The organism is Paraburkholderia lebeckiae (assembly GCF_014201005.1).
In the GTDB taxonomy this organism is placed as follows: domain Bacteria; phylum Pseudomonadota; class Gammaproteobacteria; order Burkholderiales; family Burkholderiaceae; genus Paraburkholderia; species Paraburkholderia tuberum.
In genome coordinates this window covers 109,109-121,520 of the sequence record NZ_JACHDK010000012.1, presented here as the reverse complement: position 1 = coordinate 121,520, position 12,412 = coordinate 109,109, and the positions used below count along the sequence as shown (strand labels likewise).

Below are 12,412 nucleotides of genomic sequence, written 5' to 3'. Positions count from 1 at the left end.
CATAAGGCGCAAGGACTACGGTGCCGTCCGCGATCAAACGCGGTTTGTGGAGACTCAGGAGAACAATCAATGAGCTGGACTCGGGAACAGAGAAACGTCACGATCGCCGCCTATCTAGGCTGGACGCTCGACGCATTCGATTTCTTTCTGATGGTGTTCGTATTGAAAGATATCGCGCAGGAATTCAATACGGACATTCCGTCCGTCGCGGTCGCGATCATGCTGACCTTGATGATGCGCCCGCTCGGCGCATTGATTTTCGGCTGGCTCGCCGACAAATACGGCCGCCGTCCGACGCTGATGGTCAACATCGCGTGCTTCTCGTTGCTCGAACTGCTGTCCGGTCTGTCGCCGAACCTGATGACGCTGCTCGTGCTGCGCGCGCTGTTCGGTATCGCGATGGGCGGCGAATGGGGGGTCGGCGGCGCGCTGACCATGGAAACCGTGCCGCCGAAGTCGCGCGGCATCGTCTCGGGTCTTCTGCAAGCCGGTTATCCAAGCGGCTACCTGCTCGCGTCGATCGTGTTCGGCCTGTTCTATCAATACATCGGCTGGCGCGGCATGTTCTTCGTCGGCGTGCTGCCCGCGTTGCTGGTGCTGTACATTCGCGCGCACGTGCCGGAGTCGCCCGCGTTCCAGACGCTCGAAAAGAAGGTACGGCCCGGCCTCGTCGCGACGCTCAAGAAGAATGTCGGCCTGTCGATCTACGCGATCATCCTGATGACCGCGTTCAACCTCTTCTCGCACGGCTCGCAGGATCTGTATCCGACCTTCCTGCGCGTACAGCGCCAGTTCGACGCGCACACGGTGTCGTGGATCACGATCACACTGAACATCGGCGCGATCTGCGGGGGTCTGTTCTTCGGCTGGGCGTCGGAGAAGATCGGCCGCAAGCGCGCGATTTTCATCGCCGCGCTGATCGCGTTGCCCGTGCTGCCGCTGTGGGCGTTCTCGACCACGCCGATGCTGCTCGCGCTCGGCGCGTTCCTGATGCAGATCTCGGTGCAAGGCGCCTGGGGCGTGATCCCGGTGCACCTGAACGAAATTTCGCCCGATGAAATCCGCGCGACCTTCCCCGGTCTCGTGTATCAACTGGGTAATCTGATCGCGTCGGTCAACGGTCCGCTGCAAGCGAAAATCGCCGAAATGCACAACAACGACTACGCGCTCGTAATGGCGGTCGTGATCGGCATCGTCGCGCTCGTGATCTGCGCGCTGATTCCGTTCAGCCGCGAGCGCCGCGGCATCGACATGACGCAGTCCGCGCGTGAAGTCGTCGGCGCGGAATCGACGGGCGGCGCGGTCGGAGGACGAGTTTAAGAGCTTGAGGCTTTCGGGAGCCGGGTCAACCCGGTCGCCGAGCGCAAGGCCAGATCACATCGCAACACAACACGAGGCCGTTCCGATTCGTTCGGAACGGTCTTTTTATTTTCCGCGCGGCACGACGCGCCGCGCTTCGCCAGCATGGCTCCCCGACAGGTCTTCTAGAGGAGTTCGTCGAGCCCGTCACTTGATCGCACCGACCATCCTTTCTTATCCTAAAAAAAACGGTCGTTTCAAATATCGATTTGAATCGCGTGTTTGCGAGCCGGCAGCCCCGGCAACTGGGAGACGGCAACATGGCAGTTCGCACAACCGGCCGGCATGCCGGCGATACGCAGTCACGCATTCTCGACGCCGCGGAGACGCTGTTCATCGAATCCGGCTATGAGGCGATGTCGCTGCGCCAGATCACTTCGCGCGCCGAAGTCAATCTCGCGGCGGTCAACTATCACTTCGGCAGCAAGGAATCGCTGATTCACTCGATGCTGTCACGCCGGCTCGATCAGCTCAACCACGAGCGCCTGAAGCTGCTCGACCGTTTCGACGTCATGCTCGGCGCGCGCCTGACCTGCGAGCACGTGCTCGGCGCGATGTTCATTCCGGCGCTGCGTCTGTCGCGCGATCCGCGTGTCGGCGGCAAAGCGTATCTGCGCCTGCTCGGGCGCGCCTACACCGACCCGTCGTCGTTCATCCGCGACTTTCTGAACGCGCACTACGAAGCGGTGGCGATGCGCTTCTTCGACGCGTTCCAGCGGGCGCTGCCGCATCTGCCGCGCGAGGAGCTCGGCTGGCGGTTGCATTTCGCGATCGGCGCGCTGTCGGGGGTGCTCGCCGGCACCGATCCCGACAGCCTGATTGCCGAGTTCTCGCAAGGCAAGTCGATGAACGATCTGCAGCTCATCGCGCGCCTTGCGTCGCTGATGGTCTCCGCTCTGAAGGCGCCGCTGCCGGACGGCTCGCAACTGGCCGCGTTCGCCGCCGTGCTCGGCGATGCGACCGACGGCGGCGTGGATGGCACGTTCGCTAGTGCGCAAGAACACAACAGCGGCGAGGCGGCCGGTTGCGCAGTGGCACGCGACACGTTCGACAGCAAAAGCCGCGGCGGCACTATCGAAGCGGCGCCGGCAAGCTATCGGCATGGGCTGCACGGCACCGCCTGACGACATCTCACGGCGACATCGCGTCATCACTGGACGTAACCACCACACGTTGTACATGGAACCCGAACGAGTTCGCTTACCCGAGCAGTACATCCACGTTGCGCACCTGCGCCGTGCCCGTCAGTCGAGTCGGTAAGACACGATAACGCCCGACGCAAGAGCGCGACTCGCAGCTGGCCCGGCGATTGCGTCACCACAGAGGAGGAAACGTCATGCCGTGGTTCATCCTGGCGCTCGTCATCGCCGCATTCGCTCTCGTCTACGTTCAGGCCCGCGCCTCATGGTGGCTCGCGGCGCTGATCGTCTGGGTCGCCGCCGCGCTCGTGAGCGGCGCGGCCGGCCCGCTGCCGACGACACTGCTCGCGATCGTGTTCGTACTCCCCGCCCTCGTGCTGACGATCAAACCGCTGCGCCGCGCATGGCTCACGAAACCGGTGCTCGACACGTTCCGCAAGATCCTGCCGCAGATGTCGCCGACCGAGCGCGACGCGATCGAGGCGGGCACGGTCTGGTGGGACGCGGAGCTATTCTCGGGCCGCCCGCACTGGGACACGCTGCTCGGCTATGGCCCGGCCATGCTCAGCGCCGAAGAGCAGGCGTTCCTCGACGTCGAATGCGAGCAGCTGTGCGCACTCGCGAACGACTGGGAAACCACGATGGTCTGGCAGGACCTGTCGCCGCAAACGTGGCAGTTCATCAAGCAGCACGGCTTTCTCGGCATGATCATTCCGAAGCAGTACGGCGGCAAACAGTTCTCCGCGTACGCGCATTCGCAGGTGATCATGAAGCTCGCGACGCGCTGCTCGGCCGCGGCCGTGTCGGTGATGGTGCCGAACTCGCTAGGCCCGGCCGAGTTGCTGATGCACTACGGCACCGACGCGCAGAAGAACTACTATCTGCCGCGTCTCGCGCGCGGCGAGGAACTCCCCTGCTTCGCGCTGACGAGCCCGTATGCCGGGTCCGACGCCGCCGCGATTCCCGATGTCGGCATCGCTTGCCAGGGCCTGCACGAGGGCCGCGAGACGCTCGGCTTTCGCGTCACGTGGGACAAGCGCTACATCACGCTCGGGCCGATCGCGACCGTACTCGGCCTCGCGTTCCGCGCGCTCGACCCCGACCATCTGCTCGGCGCGAACGACGAACCCGGCATCACCTGCGCGCTGATTCCGACCGACCACCCTGGCGTCGACATCGGCCGCCGTCACTGGCCGTTGAACGCGGTGTTCCAGAACGGCCCGAACTCGGGCAAGGACGTGTTCATTCCGCTCGACTGGGTGATCGGCGGACGCGCCCAGGTCGGCAACGGCTGGCGCATGCTGATGGAGTGTCTGGCGGCGGGCCGCGCGATCTCGCTGCCGTCGTCGAACGTCGGGATGGCGAAGCTCGCGGTGCGCGGCACCGGCGCATATGCCGCGATTCGGCGCCAGTTCCGCACCGCCGTCGGCAAGTTCGAGGGCGTGCAGGAAGCGCTCGGCCGCATGGGCGGCAACCTGTACGTGATGGACGCCGCGCGCCGCCTGTCCGCTCAGGCGGTCGACCTCGGCGAAAAGCCGTCCGTCGTTTCGGCGATCGCCAAATATCACATCACCGAGCGCGCGCGCATGGTCATCAACGACGGCATGGACGTCGTCGCCGGCAAGGGTATTTGCATGGGGCCGTCGAACTTTCTGGCGCGCGTGTATCAGCAGCTGCCGATCTCGATCACCGTCGAAGGCGCGAACATTCTGACGCGCTGTCTGATCATCTTTGGCCAGGGCGCGATTCGCTGCCATCCGTACGTGTTGAAGGAAATGACGGCAACGCGCGAGCCCGATCGCGCGAAAGCCTTGCGCGAGTTCGACGCGGCGTTCTTCGGCCACCTGAATTTCACGGTGTCGAACGTAGTGCGCAGCGCCGTGTATGGGCTGAGCGGCGGCGCGCTGATCGCCAAGCCGCGCCGCGCGTATGCGCCGCTCCATGCGTACTATCGCGCGGCGACGCGTCTGTCGACCGTGTTGGCGTTGCTCGCCGACGTGTCGATGTTCGTGCTTGGCGGCGATCTGAAGCGTCGCGAACGCATCTCGGGACGCCTCGGGGACGTAGTGTCGCAGCTGTTCCTGATCTCGGCGACGCTGAAGCGTTTCGAAGACGAAGGCCGACAGCACGACGATCTGCCGCTCGTGCGGTGGGGCGTCGAGGATGCGCTGTACAAGGCGCAGCACGCGCTCGACGGCGTGCTCGCGAACTACCCGAACCGGGTCGCCGCGACGCTCGTGCGTGTGCTCGCATTCCCGTTCGGCCTGCCGCATCGCGAGCCGTCGGACCGGCTCGGCAGCGAGATCGCCGAACTGATGCAAACGCCCGGCGCCGCGCGCGAGCGGCTCGTCGCCGACTCGTACGTGCCGCACCCCGACGTCGATGCGCTCGGCTATGGCGAGCTCGCGTTCGCGCTCAATCCGCAGTTCACGCGGATCGAGCAGAAGCTGCGCGAGGCGGTGAAGCAGGGTCTGCTCGATCCGCTGCCGCAAAGCCTGCCGCAGTTCGCCGCATGGACCGATGCGGCGCAACGCCAGGGCCTCGTCGACGCGGACGAGCGGCGCGTGCTCGACGACTACGCGCGCTACAGCGCGCAGGTCGTCAAGGTCGACGATTTCCCCGCCGACTTCGACCTGCTCGCGAGCTTGCAACAGCGCAAGCAGGCGCTCGAAAAGGCGCTGGAGCTGGTGGCCTGATGCCCGCGCTCACGCAGAAAAAACTACCGACCCGGCGCGGCAAACCGTACCCGAGTCACGCAACTCAAGGCACACTGACACACGTCCGGCGCCCTTGAAAATCACGGGGCTGCCCGCGGCGCGTCCAGCGGAGCAACCGATAACATGAACGACTCCTACCTGAAGTTCGTCAACTCGCCGTTCGGCGGCCGTCTCGCGCGCTCGCTCGGGCTGCCGAAGCCCGAGGTGCTGCGACGCTATCGCGCGGATCGGCCCGAGTTCGACGGACTGATCGCGATCGGCGCGGGCCGCGAGCCGCGCCTGTTCGACGCGCTCGCGAGTCTGATCGCCACCATCGGCATGACGAGCGTCGCGCACGAAAGCGCCGGGCTCTGGGTGCCGCTCGCCCATCGCCACGGCCTGATGACCGGCCGCTTCGAGCCGGCCGAAGCCGGTGCGCCGGGCAAGCTTGCCGCGTTGACGTTCGACGCGAGCGGTATCGACGACAGCAGCCTGCTCGAACCGCTGCACGGCTTTTTCCACGACACGCTGCGCTCGCTCGGCAAGTGTGGGCGCATCGTCGTGCTGGGCCGGCCGCCCGAGGCCTGCGCGAGCCCGCGTCAGTGGACTGCCCAGCGCGCGCTCGAAGGGCTCGTGCGCTCGCTCGGCAAGGAAGCGCGGCGCGGCATCACCGCGAATCTCGTGTACGTGGAGGAAGGCGCTGAAAACGCCATCGAGGCGACGCTGCGCTTTTTCCTGTCACCGCGCTCGGCCTATGTGTCCGGTCAGGTGGTGCGGATTGCGGCACATGGCGCGCTGCCGCACGACGCGCCCGCGTTCGACTGGCGCCAGCCGCTCGCCGGCCGGCGCGCGCTGGTCACGGGCGCGGCCCGCGGCATCGGCGCGGCGATCGCGAGCGTGCTCGCGGCCGAGGGCGCGCATGTGATCGGCCTCGACATTCCGTCCGCGCGCGACGCGCTCGATGCGACGATGCGGCGGCTGAACGGCAGCCCGCTCGCGTTCGACATCGCCGCGCCCGAAGCGCCCGCGCAGATCGCCGCCGCGCTCGACGAGCTCGGCGTCGACATCGTCGTGCACAACGCCGGCATCACGAAGGACAAGACCATCGCGAAGATGACCGACGCCGTCTGGCAAAGCGTGATCGACATCAACCTGAGCGCGCAGGAACGCATCGACGACGCGCTGCTCGCGGGCGGCATCTTGCGCGACGGCGGGCGCATCGTCGCGGTGTCGTCGATCGGCGGCATCGCGGGCAATCGCGGCCAGACCAACTACGCGACGTCCAAGGCTGGCGTGATCGGCCGGGTGCAGAGCATGGCGCCGCCACTGCGCGCGCGCGGCATCACGATCAACGCGGTCGCGCCCGGTTTCATCGAAACGCAGATGACCGCGAAGATTCCGCTCGCGATCCGCGAGGCTGGCCGCCGCATGAACTCGATGAGCCAGGGCGGCCAGCCCGTCGACGTCGCGCAGACCATCGCATGGCTCGCTCATCCGGGCTCTGCCGGCGTGACGGGCCAGGTCGTGCGCGTGTGCGGTCAAAGCGTGATTGGCGCCTGAACGGGAGCATGGGTATGAACGAACCGCGTGATCCGTTCGGCAGCCGTCAGCTTGCGCCCGCGCCGGGCGGCGACGGCGCGCGGCCGAAAACCGTCGTCATCGAAACGCTGCCCGCGCCGGCAAAGCTGTACGGGCGCGCGCTGACGGGCATCGTCAAGCGCGGCCGCGACACGCGGCTGCCGCCGTTGCGGCTCGTGCGCCCCGCCGTCGTGCTCGAGCCCGGCCCCGTGTGGCGCTATGCGCGCGTGTGCGGCTTCATTCCCGAGCACGGCGTGCCGCTGACCTACCCGCACCTGCTCGCGTTTCCGCTGCATCTGCTGATGCTGACCGACCCCGCGTTTCCGTGGCCCGCGCTCGGTCTCGTGCATCTGGCCAATCATGTGCGGCTGCGCCGCCCGCTCGCCTACAAGGACCTGCTGCGCATCGAGGTCGAATTCGGCGCGCTACTGCGTCACGACAGAGGTCAGGCGTTCGTCGTGCATACGCGCATCTATCGGCGCGGCGAGGCGGTGTGGGACGGCGACAGCATCTATCTGAAGCGCGCGGTGCCGGCGCTCGGCCATCCGCTCGAAGCGTTGACGCTCGGCCCCGATGCGCTGCAACGGATCGCGCGCTGGCAACTCGCGCCGCAATTGGGCCGCGACTACGCGAGCGTGTCCGGCGACTACAACCCGATCCACATCAGCGCGCTGTCGGCAAAGGCGTTCGGTTTTCCGCGCGCGATCGCGCATGGCATGTGGACGCTCGCGCGCGCGGCGTCGTCGCTGCAGCCGCCGAAGCCGCTCGCCGAAGCGACACTCAGCGCCGAGTTCAGGGTGCCGATGCTGCTGCCGGGCGAAGCGTCGCTGTGGAGCGCATCGCCTTCGCTGATCGAGCGCGATCTCGAGGTGCGCGATATCGCCGGGGAAAAGCCGCATTTGCGCGGGCGCATGCAGTGGCGGCTGCTGTGAACCGCGAGCGCGCCGTTCGCATCGACCAATAATCTGGGAACGACCCAAAGGAGCCGAGCATGTCCCACCCGCAACCTGCCGTGCGCCGCGTCGCCGTCATCGGGGGCAACCGGATTCCGTTTGCCCGCTCGAACACCGCGTACGCGAGCGCATCGAATCAGGACATGCTGACCTTCACACTGCAAGGGCTGATCGATCGCTATGACCTGCACGGCGTGCGTCTCGGCGAAGTCGCGGCGGGCGCCGTCATCAAGCATTCGCGCGACTTCAACCTGACGCGCGAGTCCGTGCTGTCCACCACGCTCGCGAAGGAAACGCCCGCCTACGACGTGCAGCAGGCCTGCGGCACCGGCCTCGAAGCCGCGATCCTCGTCGCCAACAAGATCGCGCTCGGGCAGATCGACGCGGGCATCGCGGGCGGCGTCGATACCACGTCCGACGCCCCGATCGGCGTCAACGAGCGCATGCGCAAGATCCTGCTCGAAGCGAATCGCGGCAAGAGTACCGGTCAGCGTATCGCCGCGCTCAGCAGGCTGCGGCCCGACATGTTGTTCAAGCCGCTGTTGCCGCGCAACGGCGAGCCCCGCACGGGGCTGTCGATGGGCGAGCATTGCGAGCTGATGGCCAAGCGCTGGAACGTCTCGCGCGAGGCGCAGGACGTGCTCGCGTACGAGAGCCATCGCAAGCTCGCCGATGCGTACGCGCGCGGCTTCGTCAACGATCTGATGACGCCGTACAAAGGCCTCGCGCGCGACAACAACCTGCGCGCCGACCTGTCGCTCGAAAAGCTTTCGAACCTGAAGCCCGTGTTCGACCGCGACGCGGGCACGCTGACCGCCGGCAACTCGACGCCGCTGACCGATGGCGCATCCGCGGTACTGCTCGCGAGCGAAGCGTGGGCGGCCGAGCGCGGCTTGCCCGTGCTCGCGTATCTGAGCTGGTCGGAAACCGCGGCGGTCGACTTTTTCGACAGGCAGGAAGGCCTTCTGATGGCGCCCGCTTACGCGGTGCCGCGCATGCTCGCGCGCGCCGGTCTCACGTTGCAGGACTTCGATTTCTACGAAATCCACGAAGCGTTCGCGGCCCAGGTGTTGTGCACGCTCGCGGCATGGCAGGATGACGAATATTGCCGCACGCAGCTTGGCCTCGCCGGCGCGCTCGGTGCGATCGACCGCACCAGGCTCAACGTGAACGGCGGTTCGCTCGCGACCGGCCATCCGTTTGCGGCGACGGGCGGACGTATCGTCGCCGCGCTCGCGAAGATGCTGGCGCAACTCGACAAACCGGCCGGCAGCGCACGCGGGCTGATCTCGATCTGCGCGGCGGGCGGCCAGGGGGTCGTCGCGATTCTGGAACGCTAGCGCGGCAGCGCATACCAACATTTTCAGGAGGCAACCGATGACCGAGCCCACCCAAGCCCCGCTGCACGTGCCGGACGCAGGCGGCACGCCTCGTCAAAACCCGGTGCCCCACCCCGCTCCGAACACCGACGGCATCTGGTACGCGTCCTATCCGAACGACGTGCCGCGCGACATCGACGTCACGCAATACGAGTCGATCGACCAGTTCTTCGACGAATGCACCGCGCGGTTCCGCGAGCGCGTCGCGTACGTGAGCGTCGGCGCGAACCTGACGTACGGCGAGCTGGGCCGCAAGGCGGGCGCGTTCGCGGCGTACCTGCAAAGCATCGGCGTGGAGCCGGGCGAGCGCGTCGCGATCATGCTGCCGAACACGTTCCAGTACCCGGTCGCGCTGTTCGGCACGATCAAGGCGGGTGCCGTGGTCGTCAACGTGAATCCGCTCTACACGGTGCGCGAACTCGCGCACCAGCTGAAAGACAGCGGCGCGCAGACGATCGTCGTGTTCGAGAACTTCGCGAAGACGCTCGAAGATGCGTTGCCGGGCACCAAGGTGCGCAACGTGATCGTGACCGGGCTCGGCGATCTGCTCGCCGACGGCGCGAACCTGAAGGGACACTTGCTCAATTTCATGCTGCGTCACGTGAAAAAGATGGTGCCCGCCTACAAGCTGCCGCAGGCGGTGCCGCTCCTGAAAGCGCTTTCGGCCGGTTATGCACGGCCGCACACACCGGTGCGCGCGACCCACGAAGACATCGCGTTCCTCCAATACACGGGCGGCACGACCGGCGTCGCGAAAGGCGCGATGCTCACGCACCGGAACATCCTCGCCAATCTGTTGCAGGCCAAGGCGTGGGCCGCGGGGCAGCTGTCCGGCGAGGGCGAAACGGTGCTCACGCCGCTGCCGCTTTATCACATCTACTCGCTGACCGTGAATGCGCTGATCTTCATGGGGCTCGGCGGGCGCAACATCCTGATCGCGAATCCGCGCGACATGAAGCGCGTGATGATGATCATCCGTCACGAAAAATTCACCGGCATGACCGCGGTCAACACGCTCTATAACGCGTTCCTCGACAACGAGGAATTCTGTCGGCGCGACTTCTCGGACCTGAAGCTCGCGATGGCGGGCGGCATGGCGACGCAGAAAGCCGTCGCCGAGCGCTTCAAGGCGGTGACGGGCAAGCCGATCGTCGAGGGCTACGGACTCACCGAGTGCTCGCCGATCGTCTCGATGAATCCGGTCGATCTGACCAATCTGCGCGACTTCGAGGGCTCGATCGGCTTGCCCGCGCCGTCCACGCAGGTGCGCTTCAGGAAAGACGACGGCAGCTGGGCCAATATCGGCGAGGCGGGCGAGCTGTGCGTGAAGGGCCCGCAGGTCATGAAGGGCTACTGGAACCGCCCCGACGAAACCGCGAAGGTGATCGACGACGACGGCTGGCTCGCGACCGGCGACATCGGCGTGATGGACTCGCGCGGCTTTATCCGTCTGATCGATCGCAAGAAGGACATGATCCTCGTGTCGGGCTTCAACGTGTATCCGAACGAAATCGAGGACGTGATCGCCGCGCATCCGGAAGTGCGCGAAGTCGCCGCGATCGGCGTGCCCGACCCCGAGCAGGGCGAGCGCGTGAAGGTGTTCATCGTGCGGCGCACGCCGGCACTGACCGCCGAGCAGGTGATCGCGTACTGCCGCAAGAATCTGACTGGCTACAAGGTGCCGAAGCTCGTCGAATTCCGCGACGAGCTGCCGCAAACCAACGTCGGCAAAATTCTGCGCCGTGCGTTGCGCGACGAGGAGCTCGCGAAACAGAAGTCTGCCTGACGGGAATAAGCGTTGCTTCAAAGCGTTATTGCTTTGTTGCTTCGCGTTATTGCCTTGCATGTTGCATGAGCGGCCGCGTCACTTTCTGGAGAAATTCATGAAGCACCGCATGTCCGCCCGTTCGCATCGCCTGCGACAGCGCTTGCCGGGTGCGCTGCTCGTCGCGGTCGGCCTGCTGTCGGTGCCGACGGCCTTCGCGCAGAACGACGATCGCCCGCCCCCGCTCAACACCGCGAGCGCCGTCAAGCCGCCCACCACGCCGGCCGCGCAGGTCGGCAAGCTGACACTCGACCAGCAGGTCAAATGGCTGCGCGCCGCGCAGCAAGGCGGCACGCTCGAAAAGCTCGACGACGCGCAACTGGTCGCGCTGTTCCAGTCGCTCGATCCGCTGACGCTGCCGCGCTATATCAAGGAAGGGCCGAACGACTACCCGTCGTACGAGTTAACGATGTCGCGCTCCGAACGCATTCGCGGCATATGGCCCGACCAGCCCGATCACATGCTGGTGCGCGTCGCGCACGACCCGCTGCGCATCTACGCGAAGTGGCTGCCCGACGGCGCGCATGCGGGCCAGGAAATCATCTACGACGAATCGAAACGTAGCGACGAAACCTACGGCCACCTCGGCGGCATCATGAACGTGATGCCGTTGTGGACGTCGCTGACCGGCACGCTCGCACGCTCGCAATCGAATCACAGCGTGCGCGATCTCGGCACCGAGTACGTTGCCGATCAATACCTGAGCGAAGGAAAAAAGTACACCGAGGCCGGCTTGCCGCGTTCGGTGCAGATCGCAGTGAAGACGATCGACGGTGTGCGCGTCGTCGCGTTCACGTTCGAAACACCGGTCGGTCAGCCACAGTTCTACGCGAAAAGGGAAACGCTCGGGCTCGATCTGCGTCATCCGTTCTTTCGCAGCGTCGAGTCTTACGACAACGACGGCAAGATTTTCGAGCAGATCGTGTTCGAGAGCATCACGCCGAAGCCATTCGACGATTCGACCTTCGATCCGAAGAACAAGAACTACAAGTTTTAGCCGCGCGCGCTGCGCGGCGTCAGTGCGAAGGCCACGTGGGCGGGTTGCGCATGCAGCCCCTCGCGCGCTTCGTGACGATGCTCGACGAAGCGTCCCGTGCGAAGCGCGAGGTGTTGCAGGACGAAGTAATCGGACGCGCGCGTGAAGCCGATCAGCGCGGGCATCGCGTGCGGGGTCCGCCCATCGTCGAGCAGCGGCGCAAGTGTGGTGAACCAGAGCGCGCCCGCATCGTCGCCGGTTTCGAAGGTCGGCAACCGAAGATGCGCGGCATAGCGTGCGAACGACGCGCCGCATTCGAGCGTCGAGTCGACGATCGCGAACGCGCGCGCATCGTCCGCGCACGCGGCGGCTTGCGCGAGCCACGGCCATGCGCCGCCCGCGGCCGTCGCGAGGCATGCACCGGTGAGCATGAAAGTGCGTCGATCCATTGGCGTGTACGTTCCAATCTGTTTGCGCGTCGGTTTGCCGTGCGTGTCCGCACGCGTC

General features: G+C 66.0%; 9 protein-coding genes. 8 read left to right on the top strand and 1 reads right to left on the bottom strand.

Going from position 1 to position 12,412, the window contains the following annotated elements; genetic code table 11:
* The first annotated feature begins 69 nt into the window (after nucleotides 1-69).
* The 8 genes from HDG39_RS22585 to HDG39_RS22550 all read left to right on the top strand — a co-directional run bounded on the left by HDG39_RS22585 (nucleotide 70) and on the right by HDG39_RS22550 (nucleotide 11,926).
* A complete protein-coding gene (locus HDG39_RS22585; RefSeq protein ID WP_184008781.1) occupies nucleotides 70-1,320 on the top strand; it encodes an MFS transporter in 1,251 nt (416 codons plus the stop codon).
* A gap of 299 nt (nucleotides 1,321-1,619) precedes the next feature.
* Nucleotides 1,620-2,483, top strand: coding sequence for a TetR/AcrR family transcriptional regulator (locus tag HDG39_RS22580; RefSeq protein WP_184008779.1), 864 nt, complete (start codon nucleotides 1,620-1,622; stop codon nucleotides 2,481-2,483).
* A 212-nt stretch (nucleotides 2,484-2,695) separates the two neighbouring features.
* The gene (locus HDG39_RS22575) at nucleotides 2,696-5,194 is read left to right on the top strand and encodes an acyl-CoA dehydrogenase (protein ID WP_184008777.1); all 2,499 of its coding nucleotides are present in this window, start codon (nucleotides 2,696-2,698) and stop codon (nucleotides 5,192-5,194) included.
* Nucleotides 5,195-5,338: 144 nt separating this feature from the next.
* Entirely contained in the window at nucleotides 5,339-6,754 is a 1,416-nt protein-coding gene (locus tag HDG39_RS22570; RefSeq protein ID WP_184008775.1) for a 3-oxoacyl-ACP reductase, read from the top strand.
* A gap of 14 nt (nucleotides 6,755-6,768) precedes the next feature.
* Nucleotides 6,769-7,704, top strand: a complete 936-nt coding sequence (locus tag HDG39_RS22565; RefSeq protein ID WP_184008773.1) for a MaoC/PaaZ C-terminal domain-containing protein — start codon at nucleotides 6,769-6,771, stop codon at nucleotides 7,702-7,704.
* 59 nt (nucleotides 7,705-7,763) lie between these two features.
* A complete protein-coding gene (locus HDG39_RS22560; protein WP_184008771.1) occupies nucleotides 7,764-9,065 on the top strand; it encodes an acetyl-CoA C-acetyltransferase in 1,302 nt (433 codons plus the stop codon).
* 37 nt (nucleotides 9,066-9,102) lie between these two features.
* Nucleotides 9,103-10,890, top strand: coding sequence for an AMP-binding protein (locus HDG39_RS22555; RefSeq protein ID WP_184008769.1), 1,788 nt, complete (start codon nucleotides 9,103-9,105; stop codon nucleotides 10,888-10,890).
* A gap of 97 nt (nucleotides 10,891-10,987) precedes the next feature.
* On the top strand, nucleotides 10,988-11,926 hold the full coding sequence (locus tag HDG39_RS22550) for a DUF1571 domain-containing protein (protein ID WP_184008767.1): 939 nt from the start codon (nucleotides 10,988-10,990) through the stop codon (nucleotides 11,924-11,926).
* Here the strand turns inward: HDG39_RS22550 and HDG39_RS22545 are convergent.
* Complete coding sequence (locus HDG39_RS22545; protein WP_184008765.1) at nucleotides 11,923-12,354, bottom strand: hypothetical protein; 432 nt, start codon at nucleotides 12,352-12,354, stop codon at nucleotides 11,923-11,925. The two genes, HDG39_RS22550 and HDG39_RS22545, sit on opposite strands and share 4 nt — an antisense overlap.
* Nucleotides 12,355-12,412 lie beyond the last annotated feature (58 nt).

Excerpts from the sequence above, each read along its gene's own strand:
- HDG39_RS22585 (WP_184008781.1), top strand. The coding sequence starts at position 70 with ATGAGCTGGACTCGGGAACAGAGAAACGTCACGATCGCCGCCTATCTA.
- HDG39_RS22580 (WP_184008779.1), top strand. The coding sequence starts at position 1,620 with ATGGCAGTTCGCACAACCGGCCGGCATGCCGGCGATACGCAGTCACGC.
- HDG39_RS22575 (WP_184008777.1), top strand. The coding sequence starts at position 2,696 with ATGCCGTGGTTCATCCTGGCGCTCGTCATCGCCGCATTCGCTCTCGTC.
- HDG39_RS22570 (WP_184008775.1), top strand. The coding sequence starts at position 5,339 with ATGAACGACTCCTACCTGAAGTTCGTCAACTCGCCGTTCGGCGGCCGT.
- HDG39_RS22565 (WP_184008773.1), top strand. The coding sequence starts at position 6,769 with ATGAACGAACCGCGTGATCCGTTCGGCAGCCGTCAGCTTGCGCCCGCG.
- HDG39_RS22560 (WP_184008771.1), top strand. The coding sequence starts at position 7,764 with ATGTCCCACCCGCAACCTGCCGTGCGCCGCGTCGCCGTCATCGGGGGC.
- HDG39_RS22555 (WP_184008769.1), top strand. The coding sequence starts at position 9,103 with ATGACCGAGCCCACCCAAGCCCCGCTGCACGTGCCGGACGCAGGCGGC.
- HDG39_RS22550 (WP_184008767.1), top strand. The coding sequence starts at position 10,988 with ATGAAGCACCGCATGTCCGCCCGTTCGCATCGCCTGCGACAGCGCTTG.
- HDG39_RS22545 (WP_184008765.1), bottom strand. The coding sequence starts at position 12,354 with ATGGATCGACGCACTTTCATGCTCACCGGTGCATGCCTCGCGACGGCC.